Below are 21,642 nucleotides of genomic sequence, written 5' to 3' on the forward strand. Positions count from 1 at the left end.
GCCGTCGAAACGACTGAGGTTGCAAGGGTGCCCGTTAACATCGATCCGGACCGGGAACATGACGACGTCATGTATCCGCAGGTTCTGCCGTTCTTGTTGATCCACGTCGGATGTGTCGCAGCGATCTGGTCGGGTGTTTCGTGGCAGGCGGTTGTGCTTTGCGTCGCGCTGTATTGGCTGCGCATGTTTGCGATCACGGCCGGATATCACCGGTACTTCTCGCATCGGGCTTACGCGACAAGCCGGGTGTTTCAATTCGTCCTTGCGTTCCTTGCCCAGAGCAGCGCCCAGAAGAGCGTGCTGTGGTGGGCTGCCAAGCATCGCCATCATCACCTTCACTCGGACACCGCGCAGGATGTGCATTCGCCCCGGCACAAGGGCTTCCTCTACAGCCATGTCGGCTGGATCTTCTACCGTCAGCACGATGCGACCGACCTCGTCAAAGTGGCCGATCTTGCGTCGTATCCCGAACTGATGTGGCTGCACAGGCTGGAACTGCTGCCGGCGGTTGTGCTGGCGGGTCTGTGCTTTATCCTTGCCGGCTGGTCCGGACTCGTGGTCGGCTTCCTCTGGAGCACCGTGCTGCTGTATCACGCCACGTTCTGCATCAACTCGCTGGCGCATGTTCACGGACGCAAGCGGTATGTGACCGGTGACGACTCCCGCAACAACTGGCTGCTGGCCCTGCTGACGATGGGTGAGGGGTGGCACAACAACCATCACGCCTATCAGGCCAGCGCCCGACAGGGATTCTACTGGTATGAGATCGATCTGACCTATTATGTCCTGGTGGTCCTGTCCTGGTTCGGAATTGTCCGGGACCTGAAGATGCCTCCCGCTCAGGTTCTGCGCAATCAGCAACGGTTGGGATCACGCGTGGTCAGGCAGGCGGCAGAACAGCTCGCCGCCCGTTTCGATTCCGAGCGCATCGCGCTCGCGATCCGGACGTCGATCCATGAGACCGAATTGTCGGTCCGTGATGCTCTCGCTCTGTTGCAGCAGCGTGCCGGCGAGCGTCTGTCCAGCATGCCGACGCGCGACCAGCTGCTGGCTGAAGCGCAGCGCATGTTCGTCAAGACCATATCGTTGGACGACATCGTCGACCGTGCCTACGAGCTCTTGAACGATTCCGTCGGTTTGCTCCTGGCGGCTCCCGCTCTGTCGACCCCGTCGAAAGCGGAGGGTGGCGTTTAGCGCAGGCGATACCCATATAGGGGTATGACACATTGGCAGAAATCCAGTCCGCGACAAGCACCCAGGTCCAAGGCCGAACTCCGGGAGATGCTGACCGAAGCGGTCCGCAACACGCGACCCGTCCCTAACCGAACCCCGGCGAAGGCGCAGACGATCGCCGAAGACCCGTCTGTTTCCAATCAGGCGTTCAAAGTCCTCCCGGCCGTTCGCTGACCGGAGCAGAGCTGTATGCGCAAGTTTCCCGATCCCACCGAACAAGAGCTGAGCGAGGGCGCGCAAGCCGTTGCCTTCCAAATCGCGAATGGGAATATGCGGCAGAACTGCATCCTGCAGACGAACTTGCCGACCAAGGTGCAGGCGCAGCGATATCTTCTCGCGAACTGGCCGGCCGTCGAGAAGATGGCCCGCGACGCTCTCGCGCTGGGGAAGGTCGAGAACGGCGAGATCAGGCTCGTGATGCCGTCGACGTAGCGGCGGACGTCAACGAACCCGTTAGCTCAAGAGATGCTTAAAACGGCTAAAGCATGATCCGGAAAAGTGCGCAGCGGTTTTCCGAAAAGATCATGCTTAAACAACAACCTAAAGCGCGATGACGATTCATCCTAATCGCATCGCGCTTTAGGATGCCGCCCGCGACGCGTCGGCGGACAGCCGCGCCAGCAGCGACCGCGCTGTATCCGACGGGGACAGCGAATCCACGCTGACCACGGGATCGCTGCGCATCTCGTGCTTGCCATTGGACGTGTGCCGCATCACCGCCGACAGACGGCGGGCGATCATGTGCGCCGTGCGGAAGTCGGTCTCCGCGAACACGACGATCACTGAACCGTCCTTCTGCGCCGCGCCGAAATCCATCTGCCGCATCAGGCGGCTGAGGATGCGCGCGGCATCGAGCTGGGCACGGGAATTGCCGGGATCGAAAGCGAAGCGCGCGACCGAGAGGCCGCCGCCGCGGGCGAGCGCCTGCTCGACCGCCCTGGCAAAATCGCGGGCAAAGGCCTCGACCGTGAGCAGGCCGCTGCGCGGATCGAGCCAGCCGCCCGCATCGATCGAGCGCAGCGTGCGGCTCAGCTGCGCTTCCATCGCGTGCTGGCGGATCAAGGGCAGCGCATTGGCGGCGACCTTCGCAGGCTCGCCAGCAATCAGCTCTAGATTGGGCAGATCATAAGTCTGCGTCAGCTGATGCGCGGTGAGGACCACCGGCAGGCTGCGGAAGCGGGTGTCCTCCGCGAGCACCGTGAGGAAGGCGTCGGTCACCCGCGGGGTGAAACCTTCGGCGAGCACGACGCCGTCGAGGTCGCGGGTGTTGAGGTGTTTGGCGGCGGCCTCGATCGAGAGCGCGCCGACCACGCCGAAGCGCTCACCCAGCGCGACGGAGAGCGCGGGATAGGCTGCGCCGCGACCGATCAGGAGCACGGTGGCATCGCGGGCGGGATCGCCCTCCGGCAACGCGAGCTTCGCTTCCGGCAGCCGGCGCAGAACCGTTGCATGCAGTGTGCGCACGCGCAGCGCGGCACGGAGCCGCGCGATCAGGCGCTCGGGATTGCCGCCGCGCGAGGAGAAGGGCAACGCATTGTGCGGCAGCGTGCCCGCCGCATCCAGGGTCACGAAGGGAACGTAAGGCGATTGATCGGCGATCTTCTTTGCGAGCGCCGTCACATGCGGCTCGTGTCCGGCATGCATCGCAGCGAGAACCGCAGCCGGCTGCACCTCGTCGACCGCGCGCGCCGCGCTGGCCCAATCGGCGTCGACGACGGGAAAGAGCCGGGCCTCGTCCAGCGCTGCCACGAAGGCTGGGCGCTCGGCCTCGGACACAAACAGGATCGGGCCCGCCTGGGACATCGACAAACTCTGATCACGCGACAGATGCCGCGCAGCCTAGTTTGGCCGCCTTAATGCAGCGTCAACGGAACGTGCAAAACTATGCCTAGACCGGGCCGGAGCGGTCGCGAAAGGCCTCGACCATCAGGGGGTTAAGCCCGAGCTCGCTGAGCGCCTCGCGGGCGCGGGCATTGTCCTGGGCGCGTCCGGCCAGCCGGTGACCCGAGAGGCGGTCCGGCAGCGCCGTGAGCAGGGCGCCCTGGCCGAGCCGGCGTGCCCATTCCTGGAGATCGTTGGAGAGGAAGCGGTAGCCGCCGACGGCCATGATGCCGGAGGGCGGCGCAGTGATGCAGATCGCGCCGCTCGGACGGTCGAGCCGCGCGGCGTAGCCGGTGTCGACATAGTCGCGCGGCGGCTGCGCGGTCAGCGTCTCGCCGACCGGCTGCGGCGGGGCGTAGGCCGCGATCGGCACCATCGCGCCGCGCAGGCCGAGCGTGCCCTTCGGCGTCAGCAGGATTTCGCCGGCAATGGAGGAGCCCGACTGCTCGCGCGGGGCGCCGTGCGGCCCGGGCATGACCGGCACCGGCATGCCGTCCTCGCCGCGGCGGGCGCCGAACAGTCCGGCCTCGCCGAACAGATAGACGTCGGTCAGCGGCGCATGCGGCGCGATCCAGGCATCGCTCGCCGCGACCTGCTCGGGCGCGCGCCACAGGCCGATGACGTTGCGCAACGAGGGCATCCGTGCCGCGAGGTCGGTAGCGCCGAGCCGCAACGCGAGTTGCGCCGGCGCGATCAGCACCTCGCATTCGTGCTCGTTGATCTGCTGCTCCAGCACCTCGTTCTCGAACGGGTGATGCAGCGCCAGCGTGCCGCCCGAGAGCAGCCATACCGCGAGCGAGGAGGCGAGGCCCGCGAACGACATCGGCGCGAACGCCGCCATCACGGTCGCACCCTGCCTGATGTCGGCTTCCAGCGACATGGCGAGCCCCCCGGCGATCAGGCTGAAATGCGGCCGCGGCACCGGACGGAAACCTTCGGCGGTGACGTCGAAGGAGATCATCGCCGCCTTGCGGCCGTCCTGGATCACGGCGCGCGTCAGGCCGGGCGGGCGGGCGAGGACGTCGTCGAGCGACGCCATGCCTTCGGGCAGGTCGCCTCCGAAGCCGCAGACGTGGCGGATGGAGAAGGCTTCGGCGGCCGCATGCATCGCGAGGTCGGCATAGCTGACGCCGTCGACCGTGCTCATGGTGACGATGGCGCGCGCCGCGGTGCGGTTGAGTGCGGCGGTCAGTTCCGCATGCCGCCAGAGCAGCGGCAGCACCGCGACGACGAGGCCGGCGCGATGGGCCGCCAGCACGGTGAGCACGAACTCGACCGTATTCGGCAGCTGGATCGCGATGACGGAATTGGCCGGCGGGCCCGATTCGACGAAATGCGCCGACAGCGCCTCGATGGCCGTGTCAGCCTCGGCATAGGTCATCCGCCGCGGCTGGTGACCGGTCACGCGGGCCTTGTTGAGGGGATCGCACAGAGCGAGCGCGTGCGGCTGGCGCATCAGCGTGCGCTGAAACAGCGTGTCGAGCGTCGGCGATATTGCTGGCTGGTTCACGGCGTCACTTTGCCTGATGAGCTTGCGGCTGCCCCTTCGCCCACCAGGTCTCCGGCAAATAGCCCGAGAGCGAGGTGGCCTTGGGCCGTTCTATCCGATTCCAGCGCGCGATCCATTGCTCCGATACGTTAAACAGCGGGATTGTGTAGAAGCCCGCGATCAGAGCGCGGTCGAGCGCCCGCACCGCCGGGACGAAATCCGTATGTTCACGGGCCTCCAGCAGGGCGGCGATCATGGCGTCCACCGCGGGATCCCTGGCGCCCATGTAATTGCGGGTACCGGGATTGTCCGCGGCAGCACTGCCCCAATAGAAATATTGCTCGTTGCCGGGCGAAAGCGACTGGTCCCAGCGGTTCTGGATCATGTCGAACTCGTAAGCGAGCCGGCGCTGGTCGAACTGCACGGGATCGACCGAGCGAACGGTCGGCTCGATGCCGGCGCGCTTGAGGTCGCGCTGGAAGGCGAGCGCGATGCGCTCCTGGTCGCGGGTCGTCACCATGATCTCGAAGGTGAAGGGCGCCTTGGTCGCGCGATTGCGCAGCACGGTGCCGTCGAGATCATAGCCGGCCTCCGACAACAGCTTCAGCGCGGCGCGCAGCGTCGTGCGGTCTCGGCCCGATCCGTCGGTGACCGGCAGGCGATAACTGCCATCCATGATATCGGGCGGAATCCGTGCGGCGAACGGCTTGAGCAGCTCGCGTTCGCGTGCATCCGCCGGGCGGCCGTAGGCCGACAGGTCCGAGCCGGCGAAATAGCCGGCAGCGCGCGAATAGAGCCCGAAGAAGTAATTGCGGTTGACCAGCTCGAAATCGAACAGCAGCGTCAGGGCCTGGCGCACCCGGATGTCGGCGAAGATCGGGCGGCGGGTGTTGAACACCAGGAATTCGGAAGGCTGCGGCACGCCGGGCTTGGCGGTATCGCGGATCACGTCGCCGCTCCGTGCGGCCGGAAAATCGTAGCCGTCGTGCCAGCGCAGCGGCTCGTGCTCGATGCGGAAATCGTAGAGCCCGCGCTTGAAGGCTTCGAACTGGCCGTTGGCCTCGCGAAAATAGTCGAGCCGGATCTCGTCGAAATTGTAGAGCCCGCGATTGATGGCGAGGTCGCGGCCCCAATAGTCGGGATTGCGGGTCAGCGTCACGCTGGCTCCGGGCTTCACGGTCGTCACCCGATAAGGGCCCGAGCCGACCGGCGCCGCCAGCGTCGTCTCCTCGAAGGCCGCGACGTCGACTGCGTGCTTCGGCAGGACCGGCATCAGGCCTAGAATCAACGGCAGCTCGCGGTCGTTGGCGCCTGTGAGATCGAAGCGGACGGTGAGGGGATCGGGCGCCGCGGCCTTGGCAACCTTGGCGTAGTACTGCCGGTGGTTGGGGCGGCCGTGGTCGCGCAGCAGCTGCCAGGAGAACAGCACGTCCTCGGCCAGCACAGGCTTGCCGTCGGAGAAGCGGGCGCGCGGATCGAGGCGGAAGGTGACGAAGCTCCGCTCGTCGTCGGTTTCGACCGTCCTGGCGAGCAAGCCATAGAGCGTGAACGGCTCGTCATTGCCGCGTGCGAGCAGGCTCTCGACCACGTAGCTCCGCATCTGCTGCACGGCCAATCCTCTCACGATGAAGGGATTGAGGCTGTCGAAGGTTCCGAGAATCCCCCAGGTCAAGCGGCCGCCCTTGGGGGCGTCGGGGTTGGCGTAGGGCATGTGGGTGAAGTCGGCCGCCATCGCCGGCTTGCCGTGCATGGCGATGGCATGAGCCTCCTCGGCCCGGGCGCCGCCTGCCGACAGTCCGGTGACCACAGCGAGGGCGAGGACGCAGAAGCGGACGCCGAAGCCTTCGAGAAGGCGCTGGAACATGAACATCGGCACACGGTGATTCGACGACCGGCGGGACTGAATCCTATCACAGGGAATTTGGTGGGGCGTTGGCGCCAAGCCGGCCAAAGGCGGTTGTCGGCATTGATCTTTTCGTCGGCCACGTTAAAAGGCGGGCAATCGCGCAAGAGCGTCGAGCCCGTCACCTATCCGCCTCAATTGACGGGGAGAGAGCCGCGCCCAAGGCGGCCAGGTTCGGCGCTTCGGAGCGGTTCGGGCACTTCCCGTTCAGAAAGGGTTTTCCGCAATGAATTTCCGTTACTTGGCCGCGTCCGTCCGGCCGCGCGGGCGACTTCTCGCCCTGTTGACGGCGACGGCGTTGGCCATTCCGTTTGCCGCCGAGGCCCAGACCCCTGCGCCAGCCCCGGGCGCACCCAAGGCGGCTCCGGCCCCGAAGGCGGCTCCCAAGGCTGCCCCCAAGGCTCCGGCTCCGGCAGCGTCTCCGCAGGCCCAGCAGGCTCCCGCCCAAGGCGCTCCCGGGCAGCAGGGCGCGGCCCAGCCCGCTGACCAGCAGATCCAGCTGATCTACGCCCCCTGGACCAAGTTCTGTCTCAAGGGCCAGGATGCCAACGCCAAGCAAGTCTGCTTCACCGGCAAGGACGGCCGCATCGAGTCGGGACAGCCGGTCATCGCGGCCGTCATCATCGAGCCGGAAGGCGAGCCCAAGAAGATCCTGCGCGTGACGCTGCCGCTCGGCATGCAGCTCGTGCACGGCACCCGCATCATCGTGGACAACAATCCACCGCTGCAGAGCCCGTATGTGATCTGCTTCCAGAACGGCTGCATGTCCGACTACGAGGCCACGCCCGAGCTCATCAACAACATGAAGAAGGGTCAGAATCTCGTTGTCCAGGCGATCAATGCCAACGGCGCGCCGCTGACCCTGCCGCTGCCGCTCGCCGGCGAATTCCAGAAGGCCTATGACGGTCCGCCGACCGATCCGAAGGTGTTCGAGGAAACCCAGAAGAAGCTCCAGGAAGAGCTTCAGAAGAAGGCCGACGAGCAGCGCAAGAAGCTCGAGCAGCAGGGTGGCGCGCCCGGCGCACCGCCGACTGCGCAGAAGTAATCGGGCCAGATTCCGAATATGAAAAAGGCGCTCGTTTCGAGCGCCTTTTTTGCTGGTTTGCTGGACGCCTGTCGGCGACGATCAGTTCAGCGATGGATTGCGCGGACGATAGCCGCCGGCCTTGTCCTTGATGAAGATCTCGGCGACCTGGGAATGCCGGACCGGCTCGCCGGAATCATCCGGCAACAGGTTCTGCTCCGAGACATAGGCGACGTATTCCGATTCCGCATTCTCCGCGAGCAGGTGATAGAACGGCTGGTCCTTGTTGGGCCGCACCTCCTCGGGGATCGACAGCCACCACTCCTCGGTGTTGTTGAATTCCGGATCGATGTCGAAGATCACCCCCCGGAACGAGAAGATCCGGTGGCGAACGACCTGTCCGATCTGGAATTTCGCGGTCCGCGCTTTAATCATTCCCCGTCGATAGACCAGGATTGTGGCCGATGCTAGTGCCCTTGTCTGGAATTAACCTTCGTTTCCGGGGCGGATAGCCCCCAAGCCTTCAGAAAACACTTCATCAATGGTCGATATCCTCAATCTGGCGCTGCCCTATTTTGGTTTGATCTTCGTCGGCTTCGCCTGCGGCAAGGTCAAATCCCTCCCGGAATCGGGCCTCGCCTGGATGAACTTCTTCCTGCTCTACGTGTCGCTGCCGGCGCTGCTGTTCGCGATCATGTCGAAGACGCCGTTTTCGGAATTGAATAACCCGCCATTCCTGGTCGCGACCACGCTGTCGACGGTTGCCGCGTTCACGCTGGCGCTGGTGGTCGGCAAGCTTCTCGGCCGGCTGACGCTGCGCGAGGCGACGCTCGCAGGTCTCTCCGGTGGCTACGGCAATATCGGCTACATGGGGCCGGGCCTTGCGCTGGCGGTGCTGGGGCCGAAGGCGTCGGCGCCGACGGCGCTGATCTTCTGCTGCGACAGCATCTTCCTGTTCACGATCGTGCCGCTCTTGATCGAGCTCTCCGACCGTGACCATCCCTCGCTCGTGCACGCCTTCGGCGTCGTGCTGAAGCAGATCGTGCTCAACCCGCTGATCATGTCCGCCTGCTTCGGCGCCGCGGTCGCCGCCCTGCATATCGAGCTGCCGGTCGCGCTCGACCGCACCATCACCTTCCTCCAGAACGCAGCCGCTCCGACCGCGCTGTTCGTGCTCGGCGTGACCGTGGCGCTGCGCCCGTTCGATCGGGTGCCGTGGGAGGTGCCGGGCGTGATCGCGGTCAAGCTCCTGATTCATCCGCTCGCGGCGTTCGGCCTGATGCTGGCGTTCGGTCCGTTCGCACAACCCTGGGCGGCCACCGCCGTGCTGATGGCCTCGCTGCCGCCGGCGCTGAACGTGTTCGTGATCGCCCGGCAGAACGATGCCTGGATCGAATCAGCCTCTGTGGCAGTGCTGCTCGGCACCTTCGCGTCGGTCGTCACGCTGACCAGCGTGATGTGGGCGATCCAGAGCGGGCGGCTGGCGTTTCCGTGAGGAGGCTTATCGCCGCCACGTCGGCGTCAAGCCTTCGCGCATGGCAAAACGGCGGAGCGGGCCGATGGCGCCGAGCAGGTGCATGCCGACGGCGCGGACCGGCTGGAGCGGCAGGAAATCGTTCAGCAAAGAGCGGTTGGCGATGTCGATCGCAAAGGTGCGGCTCAAAATGTCCGGCCGCCGCGCGCGGTCGTAGCGCTTGAGGATCTCGTCCGCGCCGGGATCCTGCCCCGAGGCAATGGCATCGTTCGCGAGACGGGCAATGTCGGCGGCATCGCGCAGGCCGAGATTGAGGCCCTGGGCACCGATCGGCGGAACCACATGGGCGGCTTCGCCGACCAGCGCGATGCGGTCGCGGCCGAAGGATTTTGGACGTTCGATCGCGAGCGGGAACAGGTTGCGCCCGGGCTCCACCGTCATGCGGCCGAGGATCGAATGCGACTGCTTCTCGATCGCGCCGGACAGCTCCTCATCGCTCAAGCTGCGAAGGCGCTCGGCCTCCGCTGCCGCCGAGACCCAGACGACGCTGCAGCGGTCGCCGGGCAGGGGCACGAACACGCAAGGCCCGTGCGGCGTGTGGAACTCGGTCGAGACATTGCGATGCGGCCGTGCGTGGCCGACGTTGAAGGTCAGCGCGGTCTGGTTCAGCTCGCGCCGCGTCACCTCGATGCCGGCGGCCTCGCGGCACAGCGAGTGCCGGCCGTCGGCACCGACGACCAGGCGGGCCGAGAGAAACTGACCGGAGGCCGTGCGCACAGCGACGTCGCCGGCTTCGATGACGATGCTTTCGGCCTCGTCGTCGAAGCGGACGAGGTTGGGCAGCTCGGCCGCGCGCTCTTCCAGCGCCAGCATCAACGAACGATTGTCGATGTTGTAGCCGAACGCGTCGAGGCCGATTTCGTGACAGGAGAAGCGCACCTCCGGCGCGCGGAACAGCCGGCCGGTGTCGTCGACGAGGCGCATGACCTCCAGCGCGGCCGCCTTGTCCTTGCAGCGCGGCCAGACGTCGAGGCCTTCCAGGAGATCGACGGAGGCACCCAGCAGCGCGGTGGTGCGATTGTCGGCGTAGGGCACGCGCCGTGCCACCAGCGCGGTCCGGGCCCCCGCCTGCGCCAGTGCGATGGCCGCCGCAAGTCCCGCCGGTCCGCCGCCGATCACGGCCGTGTCATGGAGTGTCGATGCGTCTGTCATGGAACGACATTGGACACGGCCGGCGGCGAATTCAAGCCCGCTGATTTTTGCCTGATTTTATGACGAATTGTGCGACGGAGCGCCGCAATGGCGGATGTGCAAACCGGTCCCATTCTGATAGCAGAAGCCATGGATAGCCAGCAGGATTCCCTGAAACCGAGACCGGCGATCCGCGCCGCGGCGCTCTCGGTGCACATCTTCACCGCGTTCGGCGCGGCGATCGCGCTATTGGCGATGCTGGAGGCCGTGCGCGAGCACTGGGCGGCGATGTTTCAGTGGCTGGGCGTCGCCCTGATCATTGATGCGATCGACGGGCCGATCGCGCGCCGGCTCGACGTCAAGAACGTGCAGCCGAACTGGTCGGGTGATGTGCTCGATCTCGTGGTCGACTTCGTCACCTATGTCTTCGTGCCGGCCTATGCGATCGTGGCGAGCGGGCTGTTGCTGCCGGTCGCAGCTCCCTTGCTCGGCGTCGCCATCATCGTCACCAGCGCACTATATTTCGCCGATCTGCGCATGAAGGCCGACGACAATCATTTCCGCGGTTTCCCGGCGCTGTGGAATGCGGCGGCGTTCTACCTGTTCCTGCTGCACTGGCCGCCGCTCTGGTCGACGATGCTGGTGGCCGCGCTCGTCGTGCTGACCTTCGTGCCGTTCCACGTGCTGCATCCGGTCCGCGTCGTGCGGCTGCGCTGGCTGACGATGTCGCTGATCGCGATCTGGGCGGTGCTGGGCATCTACACGCTGGCGATGGATTTCCGCGTCGGCACCGGCGTGACCGTCGTGCTCTGCGCCATCGCGCTCTGGATCAGCTTCAGCGACGCCTTGATCCGCCTGGCGAGATCCTTGGCGTGATGCACCTGTTGACCAGCCCGGAAGCCTGGGCCGCGCTGCTCACCTTGACGGCGCTCGAGATCGTGCTCGGCATCGACAACGTCATCTTCATTTCGGTGATCGTCTCGCGCATCCCGGAGCAGCAGGCGTACCGCGCCCGCCAGATCGGGCTGGCTCTGGCGCTGGTATTCCGCATCCTCCTGCTCAGCGTGCTGGTCTGGCTGATCGGCCTGACTGCGCCCGTGTTCTCGTTTGCAAGTTATGACTTCTCCTGGCGCGACCTCATCCTGATCGGCGGCGGCCTGTTCCTGATCGCCAAGGCGACACACGAGATTCACGCCGAGGTCGAGGCCGATGACGGCGAGGGCGATCAGAAGTCCGGCGGGAGCGCCTTCTTCTGGGTGATCGTCCAGATCATCGTCATCGATATCGTGTTCTCGCTGGACTCGATCATCACCGCGATCGGCATGGCGCAGGACATCGAGATCATGGTCGCGGCCGTCGTCATCGCATGCCTGATCATGTACATTTCGTCAGGCCCGGTGTCGCGATTCGTCGCGGAGCATCCGACCACGAAGATGCTGGCGCTGGCCTTCCTGGTGCTGATCGGCGTCGCGCTGGTCGCGGACGGATTGGCGTTTCATATTCCACGCGGCTACATCTATTTCGCGATTGCGTTCTCGGCGGCGGTGGAATTCTTCAACGTGCTGGCCAAGCGCAACCGCAGGAAAGCCGGCAAGTCGTCTGCATGATCGTTGCGGCCGGGCCCCGAGTTGACAAGGCTGGCGCGATGGCTTTCGCTCAGTCGCGAGAAGAGGAGGTCAAATGATGACCAAAGCCATCCGCGTGCACAAGGTCGGAGGCCCCGAAGCCCTGGTCTATGAGAGCGTCGACGTGCCGGCGCCTGGGCCGGGCGAGGTCCGCATCCGCCAGCATGCGGTCGGCCTCAACTTCATCGACGTCTATTACCGCACCGGCCTCTACAAGGCGCCGGGGCTGCCCTTCATCGCGGGCAACGAGGCCTCGGGCGAGGTCGTCGCGGTCGGGCCTGGCGTCACGAATTTTCATCCCGGCGATCGCGTCGCCTATTACCACAATCTCGGTGCCTATACCGGCGAGCGCAACATCCCCTGGGAGAAGCTGGTCAAGCTGCCCGACCACATCACCTACGAGCAGGGTGCCGTGCTGATGCTGAAGGGGCTGACCGTCTGGTATCTCCTGCACAAGACGTTCAAGGTCGAGCCGCATCACCGCGTGCTGATTCATGCCGCCGCCGGCGGCGTCGGCTTGCTTGCCTGCCAGTGGGCGAGGGCGCTCGGCGCGCATGTCATCGGCACGGTCGGCTCGCGCGAGAAGGCCGAGCTTGCGGAGGCCAATGGCTGCGATCACGTCATCCTCTACAACGAGGAGGATTTCGTCGCCCGCGTGAAGCAGATCAGCCGCAACGAGGGCTGCGACGTCGTCTATGACGGTGTCGGCAAGGCGACCTTCCCGGGCTCGCTGTCCTGCCTGAAGCCGCGCGGCATGTTCGTCTCCTTCGGCAATGCCTCAGGTCCGGTGCCGCCGTTCTCGATCGCCGAGCTCAACAATCACGGCTCACTGTTCGCGACGCGGCCGAAGCTCAACGACTATGTCGGCACACGCAAGGAGTTGCTGGAGGGTGCCGACACGCTGTTCGCCGCCGTCATCAACGGCAAGCTGCACGTGCCGATCAACCACGCGTATGCGCTCAAGGACGCCGCCAAGGCGCATATCGATCTCGAAAGCCGCAAGACCACGGGGGCTTCGATCCTGAAGCCGTAACCCGCCGTCATTCCGGGGCGATGCGAAGCATCGAACCCGGAATCTCGAGATTCCGGGTTCGGCTCTTCGAGCCGCCCCGGAACGACTTCGCAGTTACGCCACCCGCCGCGCCGCGCCGGCCTTGGTCAGGATCTCGTCGAGGCAATCGATCATCTCGGCGATCTCTGCCTTCGTGACGTTGAGTGCCGGCATGAAGCGCAGCGTGTCGACCTGCGGCGCGTTCAGCAGCACGCCGGCCTCGAATGCCTGCGCGACGGTGCCTGGTGCTATCGGCAGCTTGAGATCGAGCGCGAGCAAGAGCCCACGTCCGCGTACGCCGCCGAGCCCGTGCCGGGCCGAGACTTTCTGCAACTCGCTTTCGAGCAAGAGACCGGTCTCGCTGACCGCCTTCAGGAAGTCCGGCTTGCCGACCTCCTCGAGCACCGCGAGCCCCGCCGCACACATGATCGGGTTGCCGTTGAACGTGCCGCCCTGGTCGCCATGCTCGAAGCAGGAGGCGCGCTCGGTCGCCAGCAGCGCGGCGAGGGGCACGCCGCCGCCGATGCCCTTGCCGAGCGTCATGATGTCGGGTGCGATGCCGGTGTGCTCATAGTGGAAGAGCTTGCCGGTCCGACCCATGCCGGTCTGGATCTCGTCGAAGATCAGCAGCAGGCCGTGCGCCTTGGTGAGCGCGCGCAATTGCTGCAGGAACTGGTCGGTCGCGGGCCACACGCCGGATTCACCCTGGATCGGCTCGAGCATGACGGCGATGGTGTTGTCGTTGATCAGTTCTTCGACCGAGGCGATGTCGTTGAGCTTTGCCTTCTTGAAGCCTGCGACCTTCGGCTCGAACAGCGGCTCGAACGCCTTCTTGCCCGAGGCCGACATCGTCGCCAGCGTCCGGCCGTGGAAGCCGCCTTCGAAGCTGATGATCTCGAACGCACCGCCTTTGTGCACGCTGCCAAATTTGCGCGCGAGCTTGATCGCGCCTTCATTGGCCTCCGCGCCGGAATTGGCAAAGAACACCTGATCGAAAGCACTGTTGTCGACGAGTGCCTGCGCCAGCTTGAGGCTCGGTTCGTTGTAGAAAGCCGGACTCGGCGTCAGCAAGCGCCTGGCTTGCGCGCCAAGCGCGTCAGCGACCACGGGCGGGGAGTGGCCGAGGCAGTTCACGGCCCAGCCCTGCACGAAATCGAGATAGCGCTTGCGGCTGTCGTCCCACAGGTAGGAGCCGGCGCCGCGGACGAACACGGCCTTGGGCCGTGCGGTGATGTCCATCAGCGCGTCATACGGATGTGTGGTCATGTCGAACTCCTCTGGAGGCGGGTGGAAACGGGTGCAAAAAGCAGAAAGGCCGCACCTTGCGGGTGCGGCCTTCTCGAAGACTTGAGCTGAATTCTAGTGATTCAGCGGCGTCGTCGGACATGGCGCACCCTCTCATCGTCGCGGGAGCGACGACGGAGCATTGCGGTGCGCTGGTTGGTCCGGTTGATCATGGGGCGCGGCAATACATGCGAATGCCGGGGCTTGTCAAGCGGGCGTTTTGCCGAACACCCGCCTCGCGTGCATCGGTCAGGTTAGGTGGGCGGCTTCCTCGGCATCCTCGTCGCCCCAATCCGCATCCGCAATCGCGGTGTCGATCAGTTCGCCGCGCATCAGCTTGAGCGGCGAATTCCAGTACAGCGCGATGTTGTGGAATGGGTCGGTCAGCACCTTGAACGCCCATACCAGGCCGGTCGTGAGGTCGCGCGTGACGAAGAGCTGGAGCATGCGCGCAAGTCCGCCGCCGACGCCGATCGCGAGCCAGAGCGTGCCGACGTGCCGGATGAAGTCGAGACGCCCGGCCGGCGGATCGAAAAGTCCGAACAGCGTCGGATGGAAATACAGCGCGATCGGCGCGCTGCCCCAGACGAAGAGCAAAATGATCTTGCGGGTCTGGTTGTAGCCGACCTTGATCGCTTCCTTGTACTCGTTGCTGACGTCGTTGACGGCGTCATAGCCGTTCGGCTCGAAGAAGAAATGCCCGGTCTGCCGCGTCAGCATCGCAAGCCAGCCGACGATGCCGGCGAGCGCGGGGTCTACGAACAGCAGCGCGTAGCAGACGAGGAAGATCACGGCGCTGAAGAGGTGCAGCGTCTGGTTGACGGTGCTCTGGTGGTAGAAGCGGTAATCGTCGAAGCGCTGTGTGCGCAGCATACCCGAGAGGCTCATCCTCGTTCCTCGCTCGCGTTGAAAAGCGCGGGCAGAGTTAGGCCGAGTCCGTGACCTCTGCGTGAATGCACTATAGTGTCACAATACGTTCCGCAGGCAGTCTCGCTCATAGCGCTGCGGCAGTCGAGACGACGAAGCGTGCGAGCGAGGCCGATGCGGTCACCGGCGCGCGCATAGTCCGCCCCCGATACCGCTGGTTTCTGGCCATTTCATTGTCCGCCCCCACAGAAACCATCGCGTCGCTGGCGCGTTTGTGATTGAGGTACGCGAATTGGTCGAACCGGACGCGCGGCGGCTCAGACCAAGAGGGCGGGACCAACGAGACAGTTTCAGCCTTGTCCGACACGCTTTATCCGATCGACCTCGACAGCATTCGCGGCGCATTTCCGCCGGGGATCGAGGCCCCGCGGCTGCTGGTCGACTTTGCCGGCTGGCTCGAGGGGCGCCCCTGGGGCAGCGTCGGCTGCTTCGCGCTGCAAGGCCAGTTCGCAGATCATGCGCCGATCGTCGACGGCAGTCCCCTGCGCGACAGGTTCTCGCTGTTCATGCGTCTGCCGGACGGCTCGGCCGTGGGTGGCTGGTATGGTGCCGGCCTTGACCGCGACAATCCGCCGATCGTGGGGCTGGGATCGGAGGGCGACTACGAGCTGCTCGCACCGAGCCTCGACGGGCTGCTCGCAAAATTGACGTCGCAGCAATTCGACAACGCCTGGAGCGACCTGAAGCCGCATGACGAGGTCGAGGCTCAGACGGTCGAGCTCGCGCAATGGCTCGCCGGACGGCCGCATGGCGAAGCCGCGGCGCCTGACGATACATCGTCGGAGCTACCCGACTTCCGCGGCTTCGTGGAAAAATGGAGCCGGGATCGCGAAGACTACTGGGCCAATCACCGGCTGATGGCCGAGCTCGGCTGGCGGCTGGCGGCGCATCTGCCGAAGAGCAAGAAGCCCTGGGACCAGACCCGCTTCGAGATCGCGATCGTCGGCGCGCAGTACCAGGCGCGCGTGCTCTCGCGCGGACCGCAGCCGTTCGAAGAGGCCGCGTCGATCGAGTCCCTGCTGCGCGACCTGCGCGAGCAGATGCGCCGCGCGCAGCCTGAGCTCGGGCTGTGGTACACGATGCATTTCGGGCTTCATGCCGATGGTCGGATCATGCCGAATTTCGAATACGATTTGCGGCCGACCATCGACGGCGAGCCGGCGCTGCTCTCCGAGGCAAAGGCTGATCTCGCCCGTGCACCGCGCCCGGAGCGCTGGGTGCCGAAATGGCTGGCGGCATCCTGAAGCTCGGAATCCCGCGATCCTGCCGCCCAGCCGGCGTGCCCCAAATCTTCTGCTGTCGCTCCATCCTGACCTCGCGGGAACGGCACCTTCGATCCCCCTTGACTTAGAGCGCGCTCGAAGGGGTATCTGTACGTGCGTCAGTACGAGAACGGGCACACATGAAGATCGGCGACCTCGCAAAACGAACCGGCTTGTCGACTCACACGCTGCGTTACTATGAGCGCATCGGGCTGCTGCCATACGCTGACCGGGATCGCTCCGGCCAGCGTGACTTTGACGCATCGATCCTCACATGGATCGCATTCCTCGGTCGGCTCAAGACCACGGGAATGCCGATCCGGGACATGTTGCGTTATGCGGCGCTTCGTGATGAAGGCGAAGCCACCGGGCCCGCCCGGCAGCAGATGCTGGAAATCCACCGGGAACAGGTTCGCACGCAGATTGCCGAACTCCAGGAATGCCTGCTCGTCCTTGATACCAAGATCGCCGGCTATGCCGGCGGCGAACAGAGGACGAAGGAAAATGACGCACGCCCAAACACAAGCCGAAAGCCGCTTCGATCGCGGCCAGCGGGCCCTGTCACGCATTGACGGCAGTGCCGGCGAAAAGGTCGTCGCTTCACTCGCCGACATAGCTCCGGATTTCGCGCGATACGTGATCGAGTTTCCGTTCGGCGACATTTACTGCCGCCCGGACCTCGGCCTGCGCGATCGAGAGATCGCGACGATCGCCGCGCTGACGGCGCTCGGAAATGCCGCGCCTCAGCTCAAAGTGCATATCGAGGCGGGTCTGAACGTCGGGCTGTCTCGCGACGAGATCGTGGAGATCATGATGCAGATGGCCGTCTATGCGGGCTTCCCGGCAGCGCTGAACGGGCTGTTCGCAGTCAAGGAGGTGTTTTCCGCGCATGACGGACGGCAGGCGTCGGGAGAAGCGACATGACGAACTTGCTCCAAACTCTTTCTTTGCTCGGCAGCCTGGGCATTGCAGCTTCCCTCACGTGCCTTGCCCCGGCGCCGGTCCGCGCCGAGCACTCGTCGCCGGTGAAATTATGGGACGGTTTCAAGTCGCCGACCGGCATTGCCGTCGGCGCCGACGGAATGGTCTATGTGTCCAACTGGAGCGGCGACACTGTCGAGCGGATCACGCCGGATGGGGAGCGATCCGTGTTCGCCGCTGCAATTTCGTCACCGGCGGGCCTTGCCATTGGTGCGGACGGCAGCGTCTACATCTCGTCCTACTCTGGCGACTATATCGAGCGCGTCGCACCGGACGGCACCCGCTCGCGCGTTGCCAATGATCTTGCCACGCCGGCCGGTATCGCCCTCAGCCGAAATGGCAGGCTGCTCGTCGCGAACCGGTCGTCAGGCGAGATTCTCAGCATCGACGCCGTCAGCGGCGACCGCAGGGTCGTCGCGCGTTCGCTGTCCTTGCCGGTGGGAGTGGTGGAGATGGCGGACGGCAGTCTGGTCGCCACACAATATGGCGGACGGCTGACGCGCGTTCTTCCGGATGGCAAGACCCAAGAACTTGGCAAGAGCTTCGATCGGCCTGGCGTAGGCATCGTGGCAGACGGCCCCGATGCAGTCCTTGCGATCGACAACGGGGCTGGCGTGGTGCGCCGCGTGTCGTTTGGCGGCTTGTCGCGAGTGGTCGTGAACGGCCTCGATGGCAGCGCCGTCGCGCTCGGCCGGATGGCGAATGGTGATCTGCTCGTTGGAACCTGGGGCGTCGGCGCCGTGTATCGCGCAACCCCGTAGTACGGCGCGCCCAGCCTGAACGCGGGCCGGTGGAATGCCTGAGGCGCGCGGGTCTTGCCCGCGTGCAGCGGCCGGAACGCTGGGGACGAAATGGCTGGTTTGATTGAGCTGTGGCTCCAGCGACGCTAGCGGCTGCGCTTGCGTGCGCCTATTCTCAAGAGGCCGTCATGCCGGGTGTCAACGCGTGGCCGGGACAAGCCCGGCCATGACGTTGTGCCAGCATTGGTGTACGCGAGTTCCTTCAGAACCCCGCGACGCTGCCGTGCAGGTCGTAGGCGTCCGCGCGCTCGATCCTCGCGGTGACGATCTCGCCGACGCGCAAGGGACGGCGGCTCGTCAGATAGACCGCGCCGTCGATCTCCGGCGCGTCGGACTTGGAGCGGCCCTTCGCAACGGTCGGGCCGACCTCGTCGATGATGATCTGCTGGCGCGTGCCGACCTTGCGCTTCAGCCGTCGTGCCGAGATCTTCTGCTGGCGCGCCATCAGTGCGTTGTAGCGCTCCTGCTTGACCTCTTCCGGCACCGGGTTCTCGATCGTGTTCGACGTCGCCCCCGCAACCGGCTCGTATTTGAAGCAGCCGAGCCGGTCGATCTCGGCCTCATCGAGCCAGTCGAGCAGGTAAGCAAAGTCTGCATCGGTCTCGCCGGGGAAGCCGACGATGAAGGTCGAGCGCAAGGCGAGATCGGGACATTCCTCGCGCCAGCGCTTGATGCGTGCCAGCGTCTTGTCCTGCGCGGCGGGGCGCTTCATCGCCTTCAGCACTTCGGGGCTCGCATGCTGGAAGGGGATGTCGAGATAGGGCAGCACCTTGCCCTCGTTCATCAGCGCGATGACCTCGTCGACGTGCGGGTAGGGGTAGACATATTGCAGTCGGACCCAGGCACCCAACTCGCCGAGCTCGCGCGCGAGGTCGAGGAATTTGGCGCGGACCTGGCGGTCCTTCCAGGGGCTCTCGGCGTATTTCAGATCGACGCCGTAGGCGGAGGTGTCCTGCGAGATCACCAGCAATTCCTTGACGCCAGCGCCGACCAGGCGCTCGGCCTCGCGCAACACGTCGTTGGCTGGGCGCGAGACGAGGTCGCCGCGCAGTTTCGGAATGATGCAGAAGGTGCAGCGGTTGTTGCAGCCTTCGGATATCTTCAAGTACGCGTAGTGCCGCGGCGTCAGCTTGATGCCCTGCGGCGGCACCAGGTCGAGATGCGGATTATGCGCAGGCGGCAGCGCGCGGTGCACGGCATCGAGCACGCTCTCATACTGCTGCGGGCCGGTGATGGAGAGCACGCCCGGATAGGCCTGCTCAATCTGCTCGGGTTCCGCGCCCATGCAGCCGGTCACGATCACCTTGCCGTTCTCGGCCATGGCCTCGCCGATCGCCGAGAGCGATTCCTGCTTGGCGCTGTCGAGGAAGCCGCAGGTGTTGACGATGACGATGTCGGCCCCGTCATGCTTGCGGGCGAGCTCGTAACCCTCCGCGCGCAGGCGCGTGATGATGCGCTCGGAATCCACCAATGCCTTGGGACACCCGAGCGAAGTGAATGAAATACGCGGCGCTCTTTCCATGTAATCGCCTGGAACCTACATCTGGATTGTTCGGATACGCAATCCAACTAATTGATCCAATGACGAAATTCAATAACTAACGTGCTCCATGCGGCAACGCTCGCGCATATATTGTGACGCGATCTGGCAGTAGCTAGACGTGGCCTCATTACCGCGTAGCCACAGGCGTATGGAAGCACGCTGGACGAATGCGAGACAGTTGGCCGCCTGCTTGTCGTATCGCGTTGCCACACGTCGACAGTGTTTGATCTAATTGAACGACCGCTCGACCAAGTTGGGAGCCCCATCGAGATATGGGCTGAAGCAAAGCACGTCCGTCCGATTTCTCTTTGGTGGGATATTCGCCGAGGCCTCATGCCATGAGGACTCGACGGTCGTTTACCCCGTGGCACACCGCGCGGCTCGTTCGGCAGCATCGGCTTGATGGCAGTCCGCTCGGTGAGTTCATAACGCGTAATTCGGCCGCTCCATTCCGGGCTTGAATCACCGCTCGGCAGCCAGGCTCAACCTCCCTGCTGGAGGAGGTTTCGGCCGTTATGCAACCGAAAGCATACCTAATATGCTCATATTGAGTTTTGTCGCTCGTGACCCCGACTTGAGAATTTCCGCCGGATTATTTTAGCCGACGATGCTTTTGAACGTGTTGTCCAGCAATTGCTACAAAGAACTACAATTTGCTCGTCTGCTTCGGAGTAAGAGCCATGCCAATCGAGCGTGCCCCACGAAGCCCGCTTCCTCAAGATCATCGCCCTCCGGGCGGCCCGGACACATACATAGTTCAAATCCCCTTCTAACAGGCTTCGCCATGAGCACCGTCGTTTGGTTCGACACCAGCCTTCTTATCGACATCGAGTCCGGCGCGCTCCAGGGCGGCCTCGACGAACTGGCGCGCATGCAGAGGGACGGCTTCAAGATGCTTCTTCCCAAGCATGTCGAGACCGAGTTCCTCTTCTCGAAGGCTGGTGCGCAGAACATGGCGCAGCGGCAAGCTTTCCTGCAGCGCTTCGGCCTCCAGGTCGATACCATGGCCTCGCAGGTCCCTCTTGCCCAGGTGCGGGCGTGGACCGATCAGGCCACTGCCGCGGGGCTTGGGCATGGGGACGCCAAGATGGTCGCCCATGTCCGCGCCAGCGCGCATGTCCGGAATATCAGGAATCCCGTGCTCCTCAGCCAGAACACCAAGGACATCGCTAAGATGCGGCTGCAGGGGGTGAACGCGCTGAAGTTCGAGCCGGTCGCCCTGAGACCGAAGATGCATATCGCGGTGCACGGCGGCGGGGGAGGGACCAAGCCCAAGTCCTCGGTCTCGCCGGCGACGGGCGCCCCGACGCGCGGCGCGATGTTCAAGGCCGGCCTGAAGGGAGCGTTCTCGGCGGCCAGCATCGCCTCCATGATCCCAGACGTCATCCTCAAGTTCGCCGACCGCGCCGCGGCGAAGCAGGCGCTCCGGAACATCCAGGTGAAGTTCATCAAGGAAGGCTTCGCCCGCGGCGTCGCCGCCGGCATCATGCGTTGGACGGAAGCCGAACTCGACGCGAACTCCAAGAACCGCATGACGAGCTTCCGCCTCCAGGGCATGGGCGATGCGGCCGGGATGCTGAAGCTGGGCGACATGTTGAAGCTGGCCGAAGCCTTCGAGAACTACGCCGTCGACGTTGGATATGCGTATGCAGGCACGCAGAATCCGGCGTGGAAAGACCAACTGCGCGACAGGGGCTTCGCATTCCTGCGCGACACCCGATATCACTTCGGCGATGATCCGGAAGCCCTGTTCGAGTTCGAGTTCATCGACAAGCTGGCGTGGGCAATCCACCACTCGACCGACGCGATCATTGAGCCTGCAATCAAGTTCGATTCTTGGATGGGAGAGCGCCACAGAGCTGCCTCACATCGCCCTCTGACATCCGTCCTGGGCGTGCGAAGCGCTCGATCCAAGCATTAAAGCCGACCATTGAGAGCCGCTTCTGTGGCACATGATGCTCGAAAAGCGATTGT

General features: G+C 64.7%; 20 protein-coding genes and 1 pseudogene. 12 read left to right on the forward strand and 9 right to left on the reverse strand.

Going from position 1 to position 21,642, the window contains the following annotated elements:
• Positions 1–69 precede the first annotated feature (69 nt).
• Positions 70–1,194 carry an acyl-CoA desaturase gene (locus tag ACM42_RS26695; protein ID WP_271530739.1) on the forward strand — a complete coding sequence of 375 codons (1,125 nt, stop codon included), beginning with the start codon at positions 70–72 and terminating at the stop codon, positions 1,192–1,194.
• A gap of 228 nt (positions 1,195–1,422) precedes the next feature.
• A complete protein-coding gene (locus ACM42_RS26700; protein WP_271530663.1) occupies positions 1,423–1,665 on the forward strand; it encodes a hypothetical protein in 243 nt (80 codons plus the stop codon).
• 147 nt (positions 1,666–1,812) lie between these two features.
• Here ACM42_RS26700 and ACM42_RS26705 read toward each other — a convergent pair whose 3' ends face one another.
• The 3 genes from ACM42_RS26705 to ACM42_RS26715 all read right to left on the reverse strand — a co-directional run bounded on the left by ACM42_RS26705 (position 1,813) and on the right by ACM42_RS26715 (position 6,473).
• The gene (locus tag ACM42_RS26705) at positions 1,813–3,036 is read right to left on the reverse strand and encodes a GGDEF domain-containing protein (protein WP_271530665.1); all 1,224 of its coding nucleotides are present in this window, start codon (positions 3,034–3,036) and stop codon (positions 1,813–1,815) included.
• 85 nt (positions 3,037–3,121) lie between these two features.
• Positions 3,122–4,624, reverse strand: a complete 1,503-nt coding sequence (locus ACM42_RS26710) for a class I adenylate-forming enzyme family protein (RefSeq protein ID WP_271530667.1) — start codon at positions 4,622–4,624, stop codon at positions 3,122–3,124.
• Positions 4,625–4,628: 4 nt separating this feature from the next.
• On the reverse strand, positions 4,629–6,473 hold the full coding sequence (locus ACM42_RS26715) for an extracellular solute-binding protein (RefSeq protein WP_271530740.1): 1,845 nt from the start codon (positions 6,471–6,473) through the stop codon (positions 4,629–4,631).
• A gap of 259 nt (positions 6,474–6,732) precedes the next feature.
• Here ACM42_RS26715 and ACM42_RS26720 point away from each other — a divergent pair, with 259 nt between their 5' ends.
• Positions 6,733–7,551 (forward strand): invasion associated locus B family protein, encoded by an 819-nt coding sequence (locus tag ACM42_RS26720; protein WP_271530668.1) that lies wholly within the window; start codon positions 6,733–6,735, stop codon positions 7,549–7,551.
• 81 nt (positions 7,552–7,632) lie between these two features.
• On the opposite strand, the gene hspQ is transcribed toward ACM42_RS26720, so the two are convergent.
• Positions 7,633–7,965, reverse strand: coding sequence for a heat shock protein HspQ (gene hspQ, locus ACM42_RS26725; RefSeq protein WP_028178766.1), 333 nt, complete (start codon positions 7,963–7,965; stop codon positions 7,633–7,635).
• 106 nt (positions 7,966–8,071) lie between these two features.
• Here hspQ and ACM42_RS26730 point away from each other — a divergent pair, with 106 nt between their 5' ends.
• The gene (locus ACM42_RS26730; protein ID WP_271530669.1) at positions 8,072–9,025 is read left to right on the forward strand and encodes an AEC family transporter; all 954 of its coding nucleotides are present in this window, start codon (positions 8,072–8,074) and stop codon (positions 9,023–9,025) included.
• A 6-nt stretch (positions 9,026–9,031) separates the two neighbouring features.
• On the opposite strand, the gene ACM42_RS26735 is transcribed toward ACM42_RS26730, so the two are convergent.
• Positions 9,032–10,216: a UbiH/UbiF family hydroxylase gene (locus ACM42_RS26735; RefSeq protein ID WP_271530670.1), complete on the reverse strand. Its 1,185-nt coding sequence runs from the start codon at positions 10,214–10,216 to the stop codon at positions 9,032–9,034.
• A gap of 87 nt (positions 10,217–10,303) precedes the next feature.
• Between ACM42_RS26735 and pcsA the strand changes: the two genes are divergently transcribed.
• The 3 genes from pcsA (at position 10,304) to ACM42_RS26750 (ending at position 12,853) form a co-directional block, all read left to right on the forward strand.
• Entirely contained in the window at positions 10,304–11,071 is a 768-nt protein-coding gene (pcsA, locus tag ACM42_RS26740; RefSeq protein WP_271530671.1) for a phosphatidylcholine synthase, read from the forward strand.
• Entirely contained in the window at positions 11,068–11,802 is a 735-nt protein-coding gene (locus tag ACM42_RS26745) for a TerC family protein (protein WP_271530672.1), read from the forward strand. Before pcsA ends, ACM42_RS26745 begins: the two co-directional genes overlap by 4 nt.
• Before the next feature lie 76 nt (positions 11,803–11,878).
• Positions 11,879–12,853 carry a quinone oxidoreductase family protein gene (locus ACM42_RS26750; protein WP_271530741.1) on the forward strand — a complete coding sequence of 325 codons (975 nt, stop codon included), beginning with the start codon at positions 11,879–11,881 and terminating at the stop codon, positions 12,851–12,853.
• Positions 12,854–12,946: 93 nt separating this feature from the next.
• Here the strand turns inward: ACM42_RS26750 and ACM42_RS26755 are convergent, their stop codons facing one another.
• The gene (locus ACM42_RS26755) at positions 12,947–14,137 is read right to left on the reverse strand and encodes an acetylornithine transaminase (RefSeq protein ID WP_271530673.1); all 1,191 of its coding nucleotides are present in this window, start codon (positions 14,135–14,137) and stop codon (positions 12,947–12,949) included.
• A gap of 267 nt (positions 14,138–14,404) precedes the next feature.
• Positions 14,405–15,043 (reverse strand): hypothetical protein, encoded by a 639-nt coding sequence (locus tag ACM42_RS26760; RefSeq protein WP_271530674.1) that lies wholly within the window; start codon positions 15,041–15,043, stop codon positions 14,405–14,407.
• A gap of 335 nt (positions 15,044–15,378) precedes the next feature.
• Here ACM42_RS26760 and ACM42_RS26765 point away from each other — a divergent pair, with 335 nt between their 5' ends.
• The 4 genes from ACM42_RS26765 (at position 15,379) to ACM42_RS26780 (ending at position 18,086) form a co-directional block, all read left to right on the forward strand.
• Complete coding sequence (locus tag ACM42_RS26765) at positions 15,379–16,326, forward strand: hypothetical protein (protein ID WP_271530675.1); 948 nt, start codon at positions 15,379–15,381, stop codon at positions 16,324–16,326.
• 158 nt (positions 16,327–16,484) lie between these two features.
• The gene (locus tag ACM42_RS26770; RefSeq protein WP_028179753.1) at positions 16,485–16,916 is read left to right on the forward strand and encodes a MerR family transcriptional regulator; all 432 of its coding nucleotides are present in this window, start codon (positions 16,485–16,487) and stop codon (positions 16,914–16,916) included.
• Positions 16,849–17,268 carry a carboxymuconolactone decarboxylase family protein gene (locus ACM42_RS26775; protein WP_271530742.1) on the forward strand — a complete coding sequence of 140 codons (420 nt, stop codon included), beginning with the start codon at positions 16,849–16,851 and terminating at the stop codon, positions 17,266–17,268. The genes ACM42_RS26770 and ACM42_RS26775 overlap by 68 nt, the downstream gene beginning before the upstream one ends.
• Positions 17,265–18,086 (forward strand): Vgb family protein, encoded by an 822-nt coding sequence (locus ACM42_RS26780; protein WP_271530676.1) that lies wholly within the window; start codon positions 17,265–17,267, stop codon positions 18,084–18,086. The genes ACM42_RS26775 and ACM42_RS26780 overlap by 4 nt, the downstream gene beginning before the upstream one ends.
• A gap of 241 nt (positions 18,087–18,327) precedes the next feature.
• Here the strand turns inward: ACM42_RS26780 and rimO are convergent, their stop codons facing one another.
• Both rimO and ACM42_RS38750 read right to left on the reverse strand, forming a co-directional pair.
• Positions 18,328–19,647 carry a 30S ribosomal protein S12 methylthiotransferase RimO gene (rimO, locus tag ACM42_RS26785; protein WP_271530677.1) on the reverse strand — a complete coding sequence of 440 codons (1,320 nt, stop codon included), beginning with the start codon at positions 19,645–19,647 and terminating at the stop codon, positions 18,328–18,330.
• A gap of 156 nt (positions 19,648–19,803) precedes the next feature.
• A pseudogene (locus ACM42_RS38750) lies at positions 19,804–19,998 on the reverse strand (IS5/IS1182 family transposase); the annotation flags it as partial.
• A 277-nt stretch (positions 19,999–20,275) separates the two neighbouring features.
• Here ACM42_RS38750 and ACM42_RS26795 point away from each other — a divergent pair.
• Complete coding sequence (locus tag ACM42_RS26795) at positions 20,276–21,589, forward strand: hypothetical protein (RefSeq protein WP_271530678.1); 1,314 nt, start codon at positions 20,276–20,278, stop codon at positions 21,587–21,589.
• The last annotated feature ends 53 nt before the right edge of the window (positions 21,590–21,642 follow it).

Origin of the sequence: Bradyrhizobium sp. CCBAU 25338, assembly GCF_028128965.1 — a bacterium.
GTDB classification, from domain to species: domain Bacteria; phylum Pseudomonadota; class Alphaproteobacteria; order Rhizobiales; family Xanthobacteraceae; genus Bradyrhizobium; species Bradyrhizobium liaoningense.

Bases quoted from the DNA above. Each gene is read 5' to 3' on its own strand.
- ACM42_RS26750 (WP_271530741.1), top strand. From the start codon at position 11,879: ATGACCAAAGCCATCCGCGTGCACAAGGTCGGAGGCCCCGAAGCCCTG.
- ACM42_RS26720 (WP_271530668.1), top strand. From the start codon at position 6,733: ATGAATTTCCGTTACTTGGCCGCGTCCGTCCGGCCGCGCGGGCGACTT.
- rimO (WP_271530677.1), bottom strand. From the start codon at position 19,647: ATGGAAAGAGCGCCGCGTATTTCATTCACTTCGCTCGGGTGTCCCAAG.
- ACM42_RS26700 (WP_271530663.1), top strand. From the start codon at position 1,423: ATGCGCAAGTTTCCCGATCCCACCGAACAAGAGCTGAGCGAGGGCGCG.
- ACM42_RS26770 (WP_028179753.1), top strand. From the start codon at position 16,485: ATGAAGATCGGCGACCTCGCAAAACGAACCGGCTTGTCGACTCACACG.
- ACM42_RS26705 (WP_271530665.1), bottom strand. From the start codon at position 3,036: ATGTCCCAGGCGGGCCCGATCCTGTTTGTGTCCGAGGCCGAGCGCCCA.
- ACM42_RS26695 (WP_271530739.1), top strand. From the start codon at position 70: ATGTATCCGCAGGTTCTGCCGTTCTTGTTGATCCACGTCGGATGTGTC.
- ACM42_RS26775 (WP_271530742.1), top strand. From the start codon at position 16,849: ATGACGCACGCCCAAACACAAGCCGAAAGCCGCTTCGATCGCGGCCAG.
- ACM42_RS26760 (WP_271530674.1), bottom strand. From the start codon at position 15,043: ATGAGCCTCTCGGGTATGCTGCGCACACAGCGCTTCGACGATTACCGC.
- ACM42_RS26715 (WP_271530740.1), bottom strand. From the start codon at position 6,473: ATGTTCATGTTCCAGCGCCTTCTCGAAGGCTTCGGCGTCCGCTTCTGC.
- ACM42_RS26730 (WP_271530669.1), top strand. From the start codon at position 8,072: ATGGTCGATATCCTCAATCTGGCGCTGCCCTATTTTGGTTTGATCTTC.
- ACM42_RS26795 (WP_271530678.1), top strand. From the start codon at position 20,276: ATGCTTTTGAACGTGTTGTCCAGCAATTGCTACAAAGAACTACAATTT.
- ACM42_RS26735 (WP_271530670.1), bottom strand. From the start codon at position 10,216: ATGACAGACGCATCGACACTCCATGACACGGCCGTGATCGGCGGCGGA.
- ACM42_RS26780 (WP_271530676.1), top strand. From the start codon at position 17,265: ATGACGAACTTGCTCCAAACTCTTTCTTTGCTCGGCAGCCTGGGCATT.
- hspQ (WP_028178766.1), bottom strand. From the start codon at position 7,965: ATGATTAAAGCGCGGACCGCGAAATTCCAGATCGGACAGGTCGTTCGC.
- ACM42_RS26755 (WP_271530673.1), bottom strand. From the start codon at position 14,137: ATGACCACACATCCGTATGACGCGCTGATGGACATCACCGCACGGCCC.
- pcsA (WP_271530671.1), top strand. From the start codon at position 10,304: ATGGCGGATGTGCAAACCGGTCCCATTCTGATAGCAGAAGCCATGGAT.